The organism is Streptomyces sp. NPDC051320 (genome assembly GCF_040682175.1).
Lineage (GTDB): Bacteria > Actinomycetota > Actinomycetes > Streptomycetales > Streptomycetaceae > Streptomyces.
Genome location: NZ_JBFBAL010000006.1, coordinates 248,164 through 265,843 on the forward strand (window position 1 = coordinate 248,164; position 17,680 = coordinate 265,843).

Below are 17,680 nucleotides of genomic sequence, written 5' to 3' on the forward strand. Positions count from 1 at the left end.
TCATCTTTTGCCCCAGTATGTCCGCGACGGCACAGCCGCGACCGGCTGCTGCCGGCGTCGCTGGAGGCCCCGTGAAGGATGTGGACACCCCCCCGGACTCCCGCCTGTCTTCGAGCGAAGGGCGACTGCGGACCGGGCAGGCATTCCTCTCCTATGTGACGACCACCGATCACAAGAAGATCGGCAGCATGTACCTGGTCACCTCCTTCGGCTTCTTTCTGTTCGCCGGCGTGCTGGCGATGGGGATGCGCGCCGAACTGGCCCGTCCGGGGCTGCAGATCTGGTCGAACCAGCAGTACAACCAGCTGTTCACCATTCACGGCACGATCATGATGCTGCTCTTCGCGACGCCGACGTTCACCGGCTTCGCCAACGCGATCATGCCGTTGCAGATCGGGGCCCCCGATGTCGCGTTTCCGCGGTTGAACGCCTTCACCTACTGGGTCTTCCTCTTCGGCGGACTGATGGTGATCGGCGGTTTCCTCACGGCGAACGGTGCCGCGTCGTTCGGCTGGTTCGCCTACGCGCCGCTGAACAGTGCGATCCACACCCCCGGTTCGGGCGCCGACCTGTGGGCGATGGGGCTGATCGTGGCCGGACTCAGCACGATTCTCGGGGCGGTCAACTTCATCACCACGATCGTGTGCCTGCGGGCGCCCGGGATGACGCTGTTCCGAATGCCGCTGTTCACCTGGAACACGCTGTTCACATCAATCCTCGCGCTGCTGGCCTTCCCGGTACTCACGGCTGCGCTGTTCGCTCTGGAATCCGACCGAAAACTGGGCTCGCACGTCTTCGATCCCGCCAACGGCGGAGCGCTCCTGTGGCAGCACCTGTTCTGGTTCTTCGGCCATCCGGAGGTCTATATCGTGGCGCTGCCGTTCTTCGGCATCGTCACCGAGATCTTCCCGGTCTTCAGCCGGAAGCCCACCTTCGGGTACATCGGCCTGGTGAGTGCCACGGCCGCCATCACCGGCCTGTCAGCGACGGTCTGGGCCCATCACATGTTCGCGACCGGGGGGGTACTGCTGCCGTTCTTCTCCCTCATGTCCTTTCTGATCGCTGTCCCCACCGGAGTGAAGTTCTTCAACTGGATCGGCACGATGTGGCACGGCTCGCTGTCCTTCGAGACTCCGATGCTGTGGGCAGTCGGCTTCCTGGTCACCTTCCTGCTCGGCGGGCTCTCAGGTGTCCTCATCGCCTCACCCCCGATCGACTTTCATGTCACCGACAGCTACTTCATCGTCGCGCATCTTCATTACGTCCTGTTCGGGACCGTGGTCTTCTCCATGTTCGCCGGCTTCTACTTCTGGTGGCCGAAGATGACCGGCCGAATGCTGGACGAACGCCTCGGGAAAATCCACTTCTGGACGCTCTTCGTCGGCTTCCAGACCACCTTCCTGGTCCAGCACTGGCTCGGCGCGATGGGCATGCCCCGACGGTATGCGGACTATCTGGCCGCTGACGGATTCACCGCGCTCAACACCGTCTCGTCCATCGGCGCGTTCCTGCTGGGCATGTCCACCCTGCCGTTCCTCTACAACGTCTGGAAGACGCACCGGTACGGCGAGAAGGTGACCAGCGACGACCCGTGGGGGTGGGGCCGGTCCTTGGAGTGGGCGACCAGCTGTCCACCGCCCCGGCACAACTTCCACGCACTCCCCCGCATCCGCAGCGACTCGCCGGCCTTCGACCTCCACCATCCCTCGGTGCCCACCTATGGCCCGGCGACGCCCGATACACCGGACCTGAGACCCCGGCGGGGGGTGACGCGGTGAGGTACGAGTCGTTCCTCTTCTGCGGGATCGCCCTGTTCTTCGCGATCACCGCCGTCATCTACGGCTGGTTCTCCAGGGAGCCGGCCGGCCTCGCCGCCCTCATCGTCTCGTTTCTGATGTCCTCGCTCATCGCCTTCTTCCTGTGGACCCAGCATGTGCGCCGCGGTGAGCGCCTGCAGGACCGCAAGGACGCACAGACATACGAGGCGAGCGGGCCGCTGGCCTTCTTCCCGGCGCGCAGCTACACCCCGCCGCTGACCGCGGCCGGCGCGGCGCTGACCGGCCTCGGCGTGGTCTTCGGGATCTGGCTGTTCTTCATCGGAGTGGGTGTCCTGGTGGCGGGCGTCGCCGGATTCGTCTTCCAGTACAACAACCGAGAAGCGTGACCAGCAGACGGGCACACCGGACGAGGATCGAGGATCAGCCATGCCGTTCGCGCGAAGGAAGGCGCAGCAGAGGAAGGCACAGCTGAAGGCGAAGGCGCGGGTGTCGGCCCAGAAGGGCTTCGTGGTGCTGGACAGTCGTCTGCCGGTGGCCGAAGCGGGCCGAGAGCTGCTGCGCAAGCCGTTTCCCGAGCACTGGTCCTTCCTGCTCGGGGAACTCGCGCTCTACAGCCTCCTCGTCCTGGTCATCACCGGGTCCTATCTCACGTTCTTCTTCACTCCGAGCATGACGGAGGCCCCGTACGCCGGCGCGTACACGCCGTTGCAAGGCGTCCCGGTATCGGAAGCGTATGCGTCCGTACTCCGGATCAGCTTCGAAGTCCGCGGCGGGTTGCTCATCCGGCAGATGCACCATTGGGCGTCCCTGGTGTTCGTCGCCGCCGTCGCCGTGCACATGCTGCGGATCTTCTTCACCGGCGCATTCCGTAAACCGCGTGAGAGCAACTGGCTGATCGGTGTAACCCTGTTCGTCCTGGCTGTGCTCGAGGGCTTCTGCGGCTACTCGCTGCCCGATGATCTGCTGTCCGGAACCGGGCTGCGCATCGCCCAGGGCGTCTTTCAGTCGATTCCGGTGTTCGGCACCTACCTGACCATGTTCGTCTTCGGCGGGGAGTTTCCGGGACACATCATCATCTCCCGGCTGTACGCCCTGCACGTCCTGTTCGTGCCGGGCGCCATCATCGCCCTGGTGGCGCTGCACCTGGTGCTGGTCGTCTACCTCAAGCACACCCAGTGGGCCGGGCAGGGGAAGACGAACAGCAATGTGGTGGGAACGCCGATGTTCCCGGCCTTCACCGTCCGTTCGGCGGGCCTGTCCCTCACGGTCTTCGGTCTGCTCGCGGTCCTGGGCGGCGTCGCACAGATCAACCCGGTCTACGTCTACGGCCCCTACCGCACCGACCAGGTGTCCACTGCTTCCCAGCCGGACTGGTACATCGGTTTCCTCGAAGGGTCGCTGCGCATCATGCCGCCCTTCGAGACCAACCTGTGGGGCCATACGGTCATGTGGAACGTGCTGGTGCCCGCCGTGCTCCTGCCCGGGCTCCTGTTCGGGGCCCTCTACGCGTATCCCTTCATCGAGCGATGGGTGACGCGCGGCGCCGGCGAACACCATCTGTGCGACCGGCCTCGCGACCGGGCCACCCGCACCGGACTCGGCGTCGCGGGCATCGTGTTCTACGCCGTTCTGCTACTGGCCGGCGGCAACGATGTGCTCGCCATGACGTTCGGCATCTCCCTGAACGTGCTGACCTGGATCTTCCGGGTCTCTCTGGTGCTCGCTCCGATCGTCGCGTTCCTCGTCACCAAGCGAATGTGTCTCGCTCTGCAGGCCCATGACCGCGAGCGGGTCACCAAGGGCGACCCCAGTTCCGAGATCGCCCAGGACGTCCAGGGCGGCATGCACGAGGCGCACCTGCCCCTGACGAGCGCGCAGCTGCTGCCGCTCCTGGTGCGCGACCTCCCCGAACCCTTCGCCATCGAGGCCGACCCCGAGGTGGCGCCCTCGCGGCGGAGCCGCCTGCGGGCCGCTCTGAGCCTCTGGTTCTACCGGGATCGTGTGACCACACCCCTCACCCCCGTGCAGCAGCAACACGTCACTGCCGTTACCGCTCCGCCCGCCCTGGCCGAGAAGGAGCAGGAGTGACGGTGGGGCCTCGGCTGGTTATCAATGGCAATCGCCGGGGTACCCGCGTGCCATGCAGAACACACCTTTGCGCGCAGTCGCGCTGGTATGCACCCTGAAGGCGTCCCCTGACCGGTCGAGCTCTCTTCTCCTCGCGACCCAGGTTCTGGAGTCGCTCCACCAGCAGGGCGTGACGGGTGAGGCCATCCGGATCGCGGATTTCGATGTCCGCCCCGGCGTGCAGGTCGACATGGGCGAGGGTGACGCGTGGCCGATGATCCGCGCGAAGATCATGGACGCCCAGATCTTGATCCTCGCCACGCCGATCTGGCTCGGCCATCCGTCGAGCGTGGCACAGCGCGTACTGGAGCGGCTGGACGGCGAACTGTCGGAAACCGACGAGGAGGGCCGGCTGCTCACCTACGGCAAGGTCGCCGCGGTGTGTGTGACCGGCAACGAGGACGGCGCGCACAAGATCAGTGCCGACCTGTTCCAGGCTCTGAACGATGTCGGATTCTCGATGGCGCCCGGCGCCGCCACCTACTGGGTGGGTGAGGCCATGCAGGGCACCGACTATCAGGATCTGCCGGAGACACCGGAGGCCGTAGCGGCGACGACGAAGCAACTGGCCGTGAATGCCGCCCACTTGGCGAGTCGACTGCAGGCCGACCCCTATCCGGCAAGCTGACGCCGCCGAGGCGGGTGAAGAACATGGGAAACATCCGGAACGAGCCGGCCCTGCCCACGGCGCGGGGCGAAATCTCCGCAGCCGTCATCAGCTTCCTCCGCGGCGATGGAGAGCTGCTCCCTGCCCCAGGGTCCGTGGCGGCTTCGGACGCCTACGGCGACGATCTCCAGTTGGCCCTGTATCTCTGTTACGAACTCCACTACCGCGGCTTCGCCGGCGTGGACCCCGCTCTCGAATGGAACCCGGCGCTGCTCACCGCCCGGGCCGCCCTGGAGCGGCGCTATCTGGAAGCGCTCCGCACGGACGTGACGGGTCCGACCGACGTGGACGACGCGCTCGCGGGCATCCTCGTCGAGCCGGCCCATGGCACCGGGGTGCCGCACTTCCTCGAGGAGCGCGGAGAGCTGTGGCAGGTACGCGAGTACGTGATGCAGCGGTCGCTGTACCACCTCAAGGAGGCCGATCCGCACGCCTGGGTGCTCCCCCGGCTGCACGGGCGCGCCAAGGCCGGCATGGCCGCCGTCGAGTACGACGAGTACGGCGGCGGGCGAGCTGAGAGGGTCCACGCCCAGTTGTTCGCGAACCTGATGGCCGGCCTGGGCCTCGACACCACGTACGGCGGTTATCTCGAGGACGGACACGCGGAGATGCTGGCGCTGGTCAATCTCATGTCGCTGTTCGGGCTGCACCGCCGCCTCCGTGGCTCGCTCGTGGGCCACTTCGCCGCTGTCGAGATCACCTCGTCGCCCGCCTCCCGCCGTCTGGCCGCGGCGATGAAACGCACCGGCGCGGGGCCCGCCGCCGAATTCTTCTACACGGAACATGTCGAAGCCGATGCCGTCCATGAGCAGGTGGTCCGCCACGAGGTCATCGGCGGGCTTCTCCAGGAGGAGCCGGAGCTGGCGTCGGATGTCGCGTTCGGCATCACCGCGACGTCCTATGCCGAGGACCGGCTGGCCGAGCGTCTGCTGGGGGCCTGGCAGCGTCCCGGAATGCGCTGAGATGAGGATGCTGGTTCGCTGAGGAGACCCGCACCTCTGCGTCCGAAGGAGTGATCGCACTTGATGGAGCCGTCGTGATGTCCACTGAAACAGCCACCCTGTCCGGACCGGGACGCCTGCTGACGCTTCCCGGTGTGTACGCACCGCAGCACGACACGCGAATCCTCCTGGCGGCCATGGGCCGCGAGGAGGTCGGTCCCGGTATGGATGTCCTGGATCTCGGCACGGGTACCGGTGCCCTGGCCGTGCGCGCTGCGCGACGAGGCGCGCGAGTGACGGCGGTGGACATCGCCTGGCGGGCCGTAGTGACCACACGGCTCAACGCGCTGCTCTCCCGTCAGCGCATCAGGGTCCGCCACGGCGATCTGACCGCATCGCTGACCGGCCACGCCTACGACCTGGTGATCTGCAACCCACCGTACGTACCGGGGCCGGCCTCGCGGCTTCCCGCGCGGGGCGCGGCGCGCGCCTGGGACGCCGGGAACGACGGCCGCGCCGTCATCGACCGCGTCTGCAGCGCGGCGCCCTCGGTGGTGCGGCCCGGAGGTGTCCTGCTCATGGTGCACTCCTCCCTGTGCGATCCCGCACTCACCTTGGATCGCCTGTCGTACGGCGGGCTGAAGGCCGAAATCAGCGACCGTGCGTTCGTGCCGATCGGGCCGGTGCTGCGCTCCCGGCGCGCATGGCTGCACGAGCAGGGTCTGCTGGCAGCCGACGAACACAAGGAAGAGCTGGTGGTCATCCGTGCCGAACGACTCTGAGCGCCCTCGCCGCATCACACTCAACGACGACGGCCCCCTGCTCGTCGAAGGTCCGGTCGAGGTGGTCGACGCCGACGGCCGGGTCACCGTCTCGGACCGTTGCGTCGTCGCGGTCTGCATGTGCCGCCGCAGCCGCATCTACCCGTGGTGCGACACCAGCCACCGCCGCCGAGCGAAGGCATAGGCAGCCGAGCACGGACCACCGCGAGAAGAATTCGGAACCCAACGGAAGGAACAGAGGTGTCGAACGCAGCCGGTCCCCCTCAGGACCCCACGAATCTGCACCCGCAGCCGGAATTCCCCCAGCAGGACCAGCCGCATCCGGGGTGGACCGGCCCCATGGACCCGCCACCCGACCACGGGGAGGATTCCTACCGAGGCAGCGAGCGGCTGCCGGACCGGAAGGCCGTGGTCACGGGAGGCGACTCCGGTATCGGCCGCGCCGTCGCCCTCGCGTACGCGAGAGAAGGCGCCGATGTTCTCTTCACCCACCTGCCGGAGGAGGAGGACGAGGCGCGGGAGACGTCACGTCTCGTGGAGGGGGCCGGCCGTCGAGCGGTGGCCGTCCCCTGCGACATCCGCGACGAAAAACAGTGCCGGTCGCTGGTCGAGAAGGCGGTGTCGGAGTTCGGACGGATCGACGTTCTCGTCAACAACGCCGGTTATCAGATGGGGCAGCCGCAGGGCATCAGCGCCATCTCCACCGAGCAGTTCGACCGGGTGGTGCACACCAACCTCTACGGCATGTTCTGGCTGTGCAAGATGTCGCTGCCGCACATCCCGGCCGGCGGATGCATCATCAACACCACCTCGGTGCAGGCCTACAAGCCCAGCCCCCATCTGCTCGACTACGCGATGACGAAGGGTGCCATCGTCACCTTCACCCAGGGCCTGGCACAGATGGTCGCCTCGGACGGAGTGCGGGTGAACGCCGTCGCCCCGGGCCCGGTGTGGACCCCGCTGATCCCGGCGACGCTGGAGGACACCGCCAAGTTCGGCAAACAGAGCCCACTCGGCCGCCCGGCCCAGCCGGCCGAAATGGCGCCTGCCTACGTCTTTCTGGCGTCGGCGCAGGCCGGCTTCATCACCGGCGAAATCATGAACGCAACAGGGGGGACGCCACTGCCCTGACCCCCTCGGGCGCTCATGACTCGTTGCGGGGAAGCAGGGAACCCAGCGGCCCCAGGTCCAGGTTGAGATCGTCCATGGTCAGTCCATAGCGCTCGCACAGTTCGGACATGCGGTCCTGCAGGATCATCAGGGTCAGCCCGATGCGTTCCTCCTGGTCGTCACTCAGGTCGCCCTGGTCCACTCGGTGCAGGGCGGTTCTTTCCATGAGTTGACGGAGCAGTTCCACGATGGTGAGCACCAGTTTGATGAGGTCACGTTCCACCGTTTCGGGATCTGTTCCCAGACGCCGTGCGATGTCGGCTTCACCGGTCTGCCGGGGCTGCTGGGTCGTCATGTCACTCCTCACCAGGGGGCGGGTTCGTCGGACGTGATGGAGCGGATGACCGCACGCAGATTGATGTGCACCAGGTCGACATCGGCGATGGACAGGACGAGGTCGCCGGTGAGGACCGCCCCGCCGTTCAGCAGACGGTCCAGCAGATCGATGAGGGCGACCTGGCGTCCTGCGGGTGACTCCGCAGCGGGGAAGCCCCCGACGCCGACGTCACGGGCGGGCAGCGCGTCGTTCACTGTGGGTCCTCCGTACGTGCCGCAGTGGCGGGTGGGGTGGCGAAGGAGTACGGCGCCCAGGGGCCGGTGACCTCGATCCGTACCCCGGGCACGTCATCGGCCAGCGCGCACAGCGCACTGCGAAAGCCCGCCACACCGTTCGCAGGCACCAGGTAGGCCTCATTGGCGATGTTCTCACCCGCGGCAGCGGCCAGTTCTGCCTGCTGCGGCCGGTGCACGACCCTGGCAGTGACCAGGGCGGCCACCCGGTCGGGCACGGCGGCAGCGAGCGAGCCGGCCGCTCGGTGCGCATCCTGATGGCTGCGCCGCGCCGCCCTGCGCTGCTGCAGATAGGCCCGTCCGGGCGAGGCGGGCGAGGCCGGGACGAGGGTGCCGGTCGGGGCTTGCGCGTCCCGGCGGCCGGTCTCCCGGGGGTCCGCGTACACCTTGACGCCCAACTCGACGTGGTCTTCCAGCCGGCTGAGCAGCTCACCGAACTCCCGGTGACGCTCCTGCAGCATGGTGGCCACCCGTGCGTCATCCAGATAGACCGTCGCCAGGCGCATCGGCAGGACCGTCGCGCACGCGTAGGCGGCTTCCACCACCGCGTGGTGCGTACGGGCGATCGCCTCCAGCCGCTCCAGGTCCTCCAGTTGCGCCTGCATGCCCTCGCTGCTGAAGGTGTCCCGCGGCACGGACGACACCCATGCGACCAGACCGTCCGCGTGCACCGTGCGCAGCCTGCCACCGTCCAGACCGGCCGCCCGATCGGCCGCGCCGTCCAGGGGCGTCCCGGCGCGGCCGACGGCGTAGACGTAGGAGAGCTCCGCTGCAGAGGTCGTGGGGGCCGGGGAAGGGGTACTCACTGCCGTTCTCCTTCGCTGTCGGCCCCCGCAGCCCTGCGGAGTTCGGCCAGCTCGGTCTTGAGACGGGCGTTCTCCTGCACCAGTTCCTCACCGGCTGCCGGGGCACTCTGCCGGTCCACCTGTCCCGGTGGGCGGGCGCCGGAGGAGAGCGAGGGATCGTGCTCCCACCAGTCGATGCCCATTTCCTTGGCCTTGTCCACGGATGCGACCAACAGCCTGAGTTTGATGGTCAGCAACTCGATGTCCAGCAGGTTGATCTGGATATCGCCCGCGATGACGATGCCCTTGTCCAGGACACGCTCAAGGATGTCTGCCAAGTTGGCAGAGGACCCCTGCTGGCCGTAAGGAGAAATGCCGGAAGGGGACCCCATACGGCCCGCCAGTGAATCGGACACGTGAATTCAGCCCCTGTCTTTGCTGTCTGCTCGAATCAGCGACGAGCCGATGCGGTACGGCGCCGGGTACGGGCCGGCCGGTCTTCTTCCTCTTCTTCCTCTTCGTCCTCGTACCGGTCCTCGGCCTCGGGTGCCGGTTCCGGCTCGGCCTCGGCCTCGGCTTCCGGCTCGGCGTCGGCCTCCGATTGCGCGTCCGCTTCCGGGGCGGCGTCCTCCTCGGCCTCGTCGTCCTGCTCATCGGGGAACTCGTCGTCCTCGGCGTATTCCTCGTCGAGGTCTTCGTCTTCCGTGGCGCGTGCCTCCTCGTCCTCCACCGCGTCGTCGTGTTCCACCACGACCTCGCCGTCCCGGATCTCCCCGCGCCAGCCGTCGGTGGCCTCGCCGCGCATCATGATGAACTTCCGGTAGAGCTTGAGGTCGAGTCGCGCACGGCGGCCCTGTGCGCGCCATATGTTGCCGGTCTTCTCGAAGAGCCCCTTGGGGAAGTATTCGAGGACGAGCAGTACCCGCGTCAGGTTGTCAGTGATGCGGTGGAAGGTGACTACGCCCTTCACTGTCCCCTTCGCGCCCTCCGTGGTCCACGTGATCCGCTCGTCGGCCACCTGCTCGGTGACATTGGCCTTCCAACTCCGCGTGGACTTGGCGACCTTCACCTTCCAGTTGCTACTGGTGTCGTCGGCCTTCTCGACGCTGACGACGCCCTTGGCGAAGGTGCTGAACTCCTGGAACTGGGTCCACTGGTCGTACGCCTCGCGCACCGGCACGCCCACGTCGATGTCCTCGACGATCGTCACACTCTTGGACTTGCCTCCGCCGCCCTTGCGACCCTTGCCGAACATGCCCTTGACCTTCTCCCCGAGGGTGTCCTTGAGGTGGGATGCCCCCACCGAGAGCGCCGCCTGGGCCGGTGACTTGCCCTCGCTGATGGCGCGTCCGCCCTTCGCCAGACTCCCGGCCAGCCCACCGGTGGCCTGCCCGGGCTCGGCGAGCTTTCCGACGCTCTCCCCCAGCTTCTGACCGAGACGCGTGACGGTGTGCTCGGCACGGGCCCGCAGATAATCGTGCAGCTCTTCCTTGAGCCGGTCGGTGGCCGGATTCCGCGCCACCTCGTCCTTCCACTTGCCGAAAGCGGAGTCACTCATCGCGGCCTCCCCGTGTCTTCGTCGTACGGGTTCGTGAGGCGGCCTTACGCGTGCCGGAAGTGGACTTGCCTGCCGCCGACGCGCTCTTACGGGCACGCCCCGACGTGTTGCGGGCGCGACGGGCACCGGACGAGGTCTTTTCCCCGGCCGAATCATCCGTTTCTTCCCTGTCGTCCGACTCATCGCGATCGCTCGGTCCGTCCCGGTCATCCGGTTCGTCGAGTGCTCGCGTCCGTTTCTGGAGCGAATCAGCCAGTCCGGTCGCGCGTTGGGTGAGGGCCGAGGTGGCAGCCGACTTCGTGGCCTCCACCAGTTCCTTGCGCACCTGGCCGTTGAGACGGCCGAGGGCCGGCGAGTCAGCCACCAGCCTGCCCAGCTGCGCCGGGTCCAGACTGAGCTTCTTGCCCGCCAGGAACATGCCCAGGCCGATGGCCATCTTGGCCTTCTTGGTTCGGCCCAGCAGGTAGCCCCCCGCCAGGGCCACCCCTATCTTTGCGTTGCCTTTCATCTCACGTCACCTTTCTCATGCATCGTCAGGTGGGGCTCTGCAGGCGCCGGTAGTGAGCTTCGAGCCACTCCAGGCGGTCCAGCAGCTCGTCCTCGCGGCGGTCGAACTCGTCCTCGTCGATGCCGCCGCTCAGGAGCTCCCGCTCGAGCGCGGCCAGTTCTTGGCGCACCGGCGCCGGGTCGTAGTACTCCCGCTCGGCGGTCACCAGCAGTTGGTCGATGACCCAGGCCGTGCCGCGCACAGGTGCCAGCGGGAGCGTCAGGATGTTGGTGATGAGGCCCATGGCAGGGCCCTCCCTCCAGCAGACTCGGCCGACGGGATCAGACGAAGCTGTAGGGCGGCAGCGGCCCGTTCACGGAGAACGTATAGACGTCGCCCCGTTCCTCGGCTTCTTCGTGCACCGACTGGGAGAAGGTGGCCGCGTCCTCCTGCCTGACCAGGAAGGAGGCATTGAGGAAGTAGGTCTTGGCCGGCTCGCCGATCGAGACCCTCGCTGCGTGCCGCGTCAGGCGGGCCACGAGCTCCTGGCGCGCCCGCTCCTCGCGAGCCTGCACCTCGGCCGAAACGAGCTCGCCGAGAGCCACCTTGCCGTCGTGTGCCGCCGGGTCCTGACGGGTCCTGTCGTTCAGCTCCCGTATCTCGTCGGACTCGGAGACGATCTCCCGCAGGAGGTCCTCCTCATCCCGAGCCACTTTGACGTTGTACTCGCGACACCCGGCCACCTCCTTGAGCCGGTCCAGGTAGGCGTCACGCTGCTCCCCCAGGACCGCGATCACCTGATCGTCGTCGGGTCCCACGAGGCCGAACCGCATCGGCAGCGTGGCGCCGTCGGTCATCAGCCGCTCCAGCACCGTCTGGTGCGCGACCAGATCACGCCGCTTGGCCCGCAGGTCCGCCGGTGCGTCGCTGACGACGGCGATGAGCTCCTTCGTCCTGACCGTGCGAAGTCGCGCGGCCGGCTCTCCGACGCCTGCGACGTCGGCCAGGTTCACTGGGTGGTCGGCTGCGGTGATGGCGTAGACGTAGGTGGACACTGGGGACTACTCCTCTCGGCGGCTTGCAGTACGGCGACTGCTCGACGCGGACTTGCGGGCGGGGCGTTCTTCCTTCTCGTTCTCGTCCGATCCGTCCCGGCCGCGCTGCAGGGAGTCGCTGAACGCCTCGACGGCGCCGGTCAGCGCCCCTTTCGACTTGCCCTTGGCTCCGCTCTCAGTCGCCTCTCCGACCAGGTCGGTGAGCTGGCTCGGTGCCTTGCGCCCGGATTCGAGGTCCAGCCGGTTGCAGGCCTCCGCGAACCGCAGGTAGGTGTCGACGCTGGCTACCACGACCCGCACGTCGATCTTGAGTATTTCGATGCCGACGAGGGAGACCCGGACAAAGGCGTCGATGACGAGCCCCCTGTCAAGAATGAGCTCCAGGACGTCATACAGATTGCCCGAGCCGCCTCCGCTGCTGCTCACTGAACTGGATTGCTGCACCATGCTCATGGTGAATGTCCTTTCCGCTGGAACCGTTGGTGATCTTCTCCGCGGGACTCCGGTCGGTATGCGTCGAGCCGATCGAGGATCAGCGGTCGATCTGGCCCCTCGCGTACCGACGAGTGCGTTCGTATCCGACGAGTTGACCCTGAGGGTCGAGCGAGACACGGTAAGTAGCCATCACGCTGGCGGTGTCGGGGATCTTCTCGATTTCCACGACCTCTACGTCCACGGACCAGCCCTGGTCCGTGGCCTTCAACGACGAGACGGAACTGGGCTCACGCTGCAGCAATTCGGCAAGTTGGGCCGCAGCGCGGCGGATTGCGGTGGAGACATCGAGGCGCTCCTGACCATTGCCGCCGTCCTTGTCATCCGTCGTCGCCATGATTCCGCCCGTCATATGCAGTGACTTCTCGTCGCGTCTCCCAGGACTTCTTGTGAAGTCCGGCGTGCCGCCATGTGCGGCTGACAGAGCGCGTGCCCGGGCTGTTCGAACGTATTCGTCCGCGTGACGAAGGCGGGGCTTCGTCCGCGTGACGAAGGCGGGACCACGACGCGCGGGAGGATGTTTCCGCACCGGGCAGCCGGTCACCCGGTGGGCAACCTTGCCCGCAGGAGGAGTTATGACGGATTACGGCTATTTTCTGTCCAGCGAAGAGCACAGTCCGGCTGCCCTGGTCGATCAGGCCAGGATGGCTGAACAGGCAGGCTTCACCTCACTGTGGATTTCTGACCACTTCCATCCCTGGAATGACGAACAGGGAGAGTCCCCCTTCGTCTGGTCCGTGATCGGTGCGCTCTCCCAAGCCGTATCGCTGCCGGTGGAAACAGCGGTGACCTGTCCGATGATTCGTACGCATCCAGCAGTGGTGGCGCATGCCGCAGCCACCGCCGCCGTCCAGCTCGAGGGGCGCTTCCGCTTGGGCGTGGGTACGGGCGAAGCCCTCAATGAGCACGTGCTGGGTGGTCCGTGGCCAGAAGCATCGGTGCGGCTGGAGATGCTCGAGGAGGCGGTCCAGGTGATGCGGATGCTGTTCACCGGCGAACAGAGCAGCCACCGGGGCACGCACTACACCCTGGAGAACGCCCGCCTGTACACCTGTCCCGACGAACCGGTCCCGATCGATGTGTCCGCCTTCGGCCCGCAGGCCGCGGCCGTCGCAGGCCGGATCGGTGACGGGCTCATCACCATGGCACCCGAATCCGAGTCCATCGAGCACTTCCGGCGCAGTGGCGGCGGCACGAAGCCGGTCATGGCCGGCGTCAAGGTGTGCTGGGGTACGGACCGTGAGGAGGCTGTACGGACGGCACACCGGCTGTGGGCCAACGAACAGCTGCCGGGCGAGCTGCCGCAGATCCTTCCGACTCCCCGCCATTTCGAGCAGGCCAACGAACTCGTCACCCGCGACCGGATCGCCGAGAACGTCGTCTGCGGGGATGACGCGGACGCCCATATCGCGGTGCTGAACACATACGTGGAAGCCGGATTCGACACGGTCCACATCAACCAGATCGGGCCGGACCAGCGCGGATTCTTCGACTTCTACCGCACCAAGGTGTTGCCGCAGCTGACCGGCTGACCATGTGGAGGCAGCGGCTATTCGTCCGTCTGCCCCACATGGTGTGGGGGTGTTCTCACCGCACGATGTGATACCTGCGCCGCAGCGGGCACTCGTTGACCGAAGGCCTTTTTTCGGCCCTTCTGCCCGACGATGCCCGACCCCGAAAGAAGGAGGAATCACGCCATGCCACGAGGATCCAGCGCGAAGCGCGAACGACAGTACGAGCACATCAAGGAAGGCGCGGAGGAGCACGGCGCGTCCGAGAAGCGCGCGAAGGAGATGGCGGCGCGAACGGTGAACAAGGAGCGAGCCCGGTCGGGCGAGTCCAAGCAGGCATCGAAGACCTCCACCAAGGACAGCAAATCGGCCCCCCAGCGTGGCGGCGAGCGCTCACACAGCGGCTCCGAGGGTCCGACCCGTGACCAGCTGTACGCCGAGGCCAAGAAGCGCGGCGTCGACGGACGGTCCAGGATGAACAAGGCAGAGCTCGCCAAGGCCGTCGGACGCTGAGGTCCTCCGCAGGACCCAGAACCGACACGGGCGCGATCGCGTAACGGTGATCCGGCCGGGTAGTCGCGCGAAGAGACACAACAGTGCGAGGCCCGGAAGACCCCTACCCGGCAGACCCTTACGAGGAAGGTGCCCATGACCGCGACACGCAAGGCATCACCCGACGGTGAAGGTGCGGCGAGCAAGCAGGCCGAGCTGGACGTCACGGCGCTGGAGAGGGTGTTGCGTGAGCGGGTCGACGGCGAAGTGCGGTTCGACGCGGGCAGCCGGGGTGCCTATGTCACGGACGGTTCGAACTACCGGCAGGTGCCGATCGGCGTGGTCGTCCCGCGCAGCGTCGATGCGGGGGCCGAGGCGGTCGCGGTCTGTGCTCGGTTCGGCGCGCCGGTGCTCTCCCGGGGAGGCGGGACCAGTCTGGGCGGCCAGTGCACGAACACCGCTGTCGTCATCGACTGGACGAAGTACTGCAACAAGGTGGTGTCGGTCGATCCCGAGCGCAGGACCTGTGTCGTCGAGCCGGGGCTCGTGCTGGACGAGCTCAACCGGCAGCTGGCGTCACACCGGCTGAAGTTCGGTCCCAAGCCGGCCACGCACAGTCACTGCACATTGGGCGGGATGGTCGGCAACAACTCGTGCGGTGCGTCTGCCCAGGCGTACGGCAAAACCGTCGACAACGTGCGCCGCCTGGAGATCCTGACCTACGACGGTTTCCGGTCGTGGGTCGGTCCGACCTCTCCGGAGGAGCTAGCGGATGCGGTGACGGCCGGTGGACGGCGGGGCGAGCTCTACGGCGGCCTCAAGACACTCATCGACGGCTGCATGGCCGACGTCCGGCGCGGTTTCCCGGACATCCCGCGCCGCGTCTCGGGGTACAACCTGGATTCGCTGCTGCCGGAGAACGGCTTCCATCTCGCCCGGGCGCTGGTCGGCAGCGAGGGGACCCTCGTCACCGTGCTGCACGCCGAGCTGGACCTGGTGCCGGCTCCGCCGTACGAGTCCATGGTGGTCCTCGGTTACGACGACATCTGCACCGCAGCCGACGACGTACCACGCCTCCTGGAGCACTGCACTCCGACCCAGCTGGAAGCCCTGGACGGGCGGATGGCGCAGCTGATGCGCGAGGAGCATGCCCACCTGGAATCCCTGGCCGCCTTCCCCGAAGGGGAGAGCTGGCTGCTGGTGCAGTTCAGCGGCGAGAGCCAGGACGACGTCGACGAACAGGGCCATGCGCTGCTGCGAGCGCTGGGACGCAGCGAAGACGACGGAACGGTGGCGTTCTCCGACGATCCAGCACGCGAGCAGAAGATGCTCAAGGCCAGGGAGGCCGGCCTCGGCGTGACCGCCAGGCCGCCGGACGACCGCGAGACCTGGGAGGGCTGGGAGGATTCGGCCGTACCGCCGGACCGGCTCGGTGACTATCTGCGCGATCTGAAGCAGCTTTTCACCGAGTTCGACTACGATCACCCCTCCCTGTACGGGCACTTCGGGCAGGGTTGCGTGCACACCCGCATTCCGTTCGCGCTGAAGAACGCGGAGGGCGTCGCGGCGTTCCGCGAGTTCCTCTTCCGGGCAGCGGACCTGGTTGCTTCCTACGGGGGGTCGCTGTCGGGCGAGCACGGCGACGGGCAGGCGCGCGGTGAACTGCTGACCCGGATGTTCGGTGAGCGGCTGGTCGGCGCGTTCGGAGAGATGAAGGCGCTGTTCGACCCGGACAATCGGATGAACCCCGGCAAGGTGACCGCCCCCTATGCGGTCGACGAGAACCTCCGCCTCGGAGCGAGCTGGCGGCCGGAATCCTTGGACACCCACTTCGGGTATCCCGAGGACGACCACTCGTTCACCCGGGCGGTCATGCGGTGCGTCGGGATCGGTAACTGCCGGTCGCACCGCGGCGGGGTGATGTGCCCGTCGTACCGGGCGACCGGGGAGGAGGAGCACTCCACCCGGGGGCGGGCCCGGCTACTCTTCGAAATGCTGGGCGGCCACGCGGACTCCGCCATCACCGACGGCTGGCGCTCCACCGAGGTCAAGGATGCCCTCGATCTCTGTCTGGCCTGCAAGGGCTGCAAATCCGACTGCCCGACCGGCGTCGACATGGCCACGTACAAGGCGGAGTTCCTGTCCCACCACTACGCCGGGCGCCTGCGTCCGGCCGCGCACTACTCGCTGGGCTGGCTTCCGCTGTGGGCACGTCTGTCACGGCTCGCTCCACGGCTGGTCAATGCTTCGTTGCGGGCTCCGGGACTCGCGCGCGCCGGGAAGGCCCTGGCCGGGGTGGCGGCGGCGCGAGAGGCGCCGGTCTTCGCGCAGGAGTCCTTCGTCCAGTGGTGGCAGAGGCGCCAAGTCGAGGAGCCGGACCCGGCCGACCCGCGCACCGTCGTGGTGTGGCCCGACACCTTCAGCAATTACTTCCATCCGGACATCGCGAAGTCGGCGGTGCGGGTACTGGAGGACGCGGGATTCCGCGTCGCGGTGCCGACCGAAGCGGTGTGCTGTTCCCTCACCTGGATCTCCACCGGACAGCTGGCCACGGCGAAGCGCGTTCTTCGCCGCACCCTGGATGTCCTGCGGCCCTGGATCGAGGCGGGCACCCCCGTCATCGGTCTGGAACCGTCCTGCACGGCCGTCTTCCGTGCGGACGCCCCTGAGCTGATGCCCGACGATCAGGACGTTCAGCGGCTCTCCCAGAAGTTCCTGACCTTCTCCGAACTGCTCCTCAACCACGCCCCGGACGGCTGGCAGCCGCCGAACCTCACGCGCTCCGCCACCGTGCAGACGCACTGCCACCAGCACGCGGTGCTGAAGGACGACGCGGACCGGGAACTGATGCGGCGGGCCGGTATCGACGCCGATGTGCTGGACGAGGGGTGCTGCGGTCTCGCCGGGAATTTCGGATTCGAACAAGGCCACCACGACCTGTCCATGACGATCGCCGAGCAAGGGGTGCTGCCCGCGGTACGCGACACCGCTCCCGGCGCACTGGTGCTCGCGGACGGTTTCAGCTGCCGTACCCAGATCGAGCAGGGCGGATCAGGGCGGCGGGCCATGCATCTGGCGGAGGCGCTGGCCCTGGGCCTGGACGGGCACCTGCCCGTTGAGCACCCGGAACGGCTGCTGGCCCGCCCGCAGGCATCGGCGTCCGACGCCCGGCTCGTCGCAGCGGGGGCCGCGTCGGCGCTCGCCGCCACCGCGGCCCTGGCTTACGGCGTCGTGCGCCGCAGGCGTGGATGAGCGGCGGCCGAAC

The 17,680-nt window shown here is 67.4% G+C and carries 21 protein-coding genes; 11 read left to right on the forward strand and 10 right to left on the reverse strand.

The features are described 5' to 3' along the window. Positions 1 to 17 precede the first annotated feature (17 nt). The 8 genes from ctaD (at position 18) to AB0M87_RS15960 (ending at position 7,426) form a co-directional block, all read left to right on the forward strand. Positions 18 to 1,778, forward strand: coding sequence for a cytochrome c oxidase subunit I (gene ctaD, locus AB0M87_RS15925; protein ID WP_365853098.1), 1,761 nt, complete (start codon positions 18 to 20; stop codon positions 1,776 to 1,778). Continuing rightward, positions 1,775 to 2,164: a cytochrome c oxidase subunit 4 gene (locus AB0M87_RS15930; RefSeq protein WP_365853100.1), complete on the forward strand. Its 390-nt coding sequence runs from the start codon at positions 1,775 to 1,777 to the stop codon at positions 2,162 to 2,164. Before ctaD ends, AB0M87_RS15930 begins: the two co-directional genes overlap by 4 nt. A gap of 40 nt (positions 2,165 to 2,204) precedes the next feature. After that, positions 2,205 to 3,866 carry a cytochrome bc complex cytochrome b subunit gene (locus AB0M87_RS15935; protein ID WP_365853102.1) on the forward strand — a complete coding sequence of 554 codons (1,662 nt, stop codon included), beginning with the start codon at positions 2,205 to 2,207 and terminating at the stop codon, positions 3,864 to 3,866. A gap of 67 nt (positions 3,867 to 3,933) precedes the next feature. Continuing rightward, the gene (locus AB0M87_RS15940; protein ID WP_365853104.1) at positions 3,934 to 4,533 is read left to right on the forward strand and encodes an NAD(P)H-dependent oxidoreductase; all 600 of its coding nucleotides are present in this window, start codon (positions 3,934 to 3,936) and stop codon (positions 4,531 to 4,533) included. 23 nt (positions 4,534 to 4,556) lie between these two features. After that, positions 4,557 to 5,534, forward strand: a complete 978-nt coding sequence (locus AB0M87_RS15945; protein ID WP_365853106.1) for an iron-containing redox enzyme family protein — start codon at positions 4,557 to 4,559, stop codon at positions 5,532 to 5,534. Between the two features lie 77 nt (positions 5,535 to 5,611). Then, positions 5,612 to 6,295 carry a HemK2/MTQ2 family protein methyltransferase gene (locus AB0M87_RS15950; RefSeq protein ID WP_365853109.1) on the forward strand — a complete coding sequence of 228 codons (684 nt, stop codon included), beginning with the start codon at positions 5,612 to 5,614 and terminating at the stop codon, positions 6,293 to 6,295. Further along, positions 6,279 to 6,479, forward strand: a complete 201-nt coding sequence (locus AB0M87_RS15955) for a CDGSH iron-sulfur domain-containing protein (protein WP_365853111.1) — start codon at positions 6,279 to 6,281, stop codon at positions 6,477 to 6,479. Before AB0M87_RS15950 ends, AB0M87_RS15955 begins: the two co-directional genes overlap by 17 nt. Positions 6,480 to 6,535: 56 nt before the next feature. After that, positions 6,536 to 7,426 (forward strand): SDR family oxidoreductase, encoded by an 891-nt coding sequence (locus AB0M87_RS15960; RefSeq protein ID WP_365853113.1) that lies wholly within the window; start codon positions 6,536 to 6,538, stop codon positions 7,424 to 7,426. A gap of 13 nt (positions 7,427 to 7,439) precedes the next feature. On the opposite strand, the gene AB0M87_RS15965 is transcribed toward AB0M87_RS15960, so the two are convergent. From AB0M87_RS15965 to AB0M87_RS16010, 10 genes are all read right to left on the reverse strand, one after another. Continuing rightward, the gene (locus AB0M87_RS15965) at positions 7,440 to 7,760 is read right to left on the reverse strand and encodes a gas vesicle protein K (RefSeq protein ID WP_365853114.1); all 321 of its coding nucleotides are present in this window, start codon (positions 7,758 to 7,760) and stop codon (positions 7,440 to 7,442) included. 8 nt (positions 7,761 to 7,768) lie between these two features. Next, complete coding sequence (locus AB0M87_RS15970) at positions 7,769 to 7,996, reverse strand: gas vesicle protein (RefSeq protein ID WP_365853116.1); 228 nt, start codon at positions 7,994 to 7,996, stop codon at positions 7,769 to 7,771. After that, positions 7,993 to 8,841, reverse strand: a complete 849-nt coding sequence (locus tag AB0M87_RS15975; RefSeq protein WP_365853118.1) for a GvpL/GvpF family gas vesicle protein — start codon at positions 8,839 to 8,841, stop codon at positions 7,993 to 7,995. Before AB0M87_RS15975 ends, AB0M87_RS15970 begins: the two co-directional genes overlap by 4 nt. Then, complete coding sequence (locus AB0M87_RS15980) at positions 8,838 to 9,236, reverse strand: gas vesicle protein (protein WP_365853120.1); 399 nt, start codon at positions 9,234 to 9,236, stop codon at positions 8,838 to 8,840. The genes AB0M87_RS15975 and AB0M87_RS15980 overlap by 4 nt, the downstream gene beginning before the upstream one ends. 35 nt (positions 9,237 to 9,271) lie before the next feature. Continuing rightward, a complete protein-coding gene (locus AB0M87_RS15985) occupies positions 9,272 to 10,378 on the reverse strand; it encodes an SRPBCC family protein (protein ID WP_365853122.1) in 1,107 nt (368 codons plus the stop codon). After that, a complete protein-coding gene (locus AB0M87_RS15990) occupies positions 10,371 to 10,886 on the reverse strand; it encodes a hypothetical protein (protein ID WP_365853124.1) in 516 nt (171 codons plus the stop codon). Before AB0M87_RS15990 ends, AB0M87_RS15985 begins: the two co-directional genes overlap by 8 nt. A gap of 25 nt (positions 10,887 to 10,911) precedes the next feature. Continuing rightward, entirely contained in the window at positions 10,912 to 11,169 is a 258-nt protein-coding gene (locus tag AB0M87_RS15995) for a gas vesicle protein GvpG (protein WP_365853126.1), read from the reverse strand. Positions 11,170 to 11,206: 37 nt separating this feature from the next. Then, positions 11,207 to 11,920, reverse strand: a complete 714-nt coding sequence (locus tag AB0M87_RS16000) for a GvpL/GvpF family gas vesicle protein (protein ID WP_365853128.1) — start codon at positions 11,918 to 11,920, stop codon at positions 11,207 to 11,209. A gap of 6 nt (positions 11,921 to 11,926) precedes the next feature. Further along, positions 11,927 to 12,373 (reverse strand): gas vesicle structural protein GvpA, encoded by a 447-nt coding sequence (locus AB0M87_RS16005; RefSeq protein ID WP_365853130.1) that lies wholly within the window; start codon positions 12,371 to 12,373, stop codon positions 11,927 to 11,929. A gap of 79 nt (positions 12,374 to 12,452) precedes the next feature. Beyond that, positions 12,453 to 12,764 (reverse strand): gas vesicle protein, encoded by a 312-nt coding sequence (locus AB0M87_RS16010; RefSeq protein WP_365853132.1) that lies wholly within the window; start codon positions 12,762 to 12,764, stop codon positions 12,453 to 12,455. A gap of 223 nt (positions 12,765 to 12,987) precedes the next feature. Here AB0M87_RS16010 and AB0M87_RS16015 point away from each other — a divergent pair, with 223 nt between their 5' ends. From AB0M87_RS16015 to AB0M87_RS16025, 3 genes are all read left to right on the forward strand, one after another. Further along, the gene (locus tag AB0M87_RS16015; RefSeq protein ID WP_365853134.1) at positions 12,988 to 13,944 is read left to right on the forward strand and encodes a TIGR03557 family F420-dependent LLM class oxidoreductase; all 957 of its coding nucleotides are present in this window, start codon (positions 12,988 to 12,990) and stop codon (positions 13,942 to 13,944) included. A gap of 165 nt (positions 13,945 to 14,109) precedes the next feature. Further along, positions 14,110 to 14,436 carry a plasmid stabilization protein gene (locus AB0M87_RS16020; protein WP_365853136.1) on the forward strand — a complete coding sequence of 109 codons (327 nt, stop codon included), beginning with the start codon at positions 14,110 to 14,112 and terminating at the stop codon, positions 14,434 to 14,436. Between the two features lie 135 nt (positions 14,437 to 14,571). Next, on the forward strand, positions 14,572 to 17,667 hold the full coding sequence (locus AB0M87_RS16025) for an FAD-linked oxidase C-terminal domain-containing protein (RefSeq protein WP_365853138.1): 3,096 nt from the start codon (positions 14,572 to 14,574) through the stop codon (positions 17,665 to 17,667). The last annotated feature ends 13 nt before the right edge of the window (positions 17,668 to 17,680 follow it).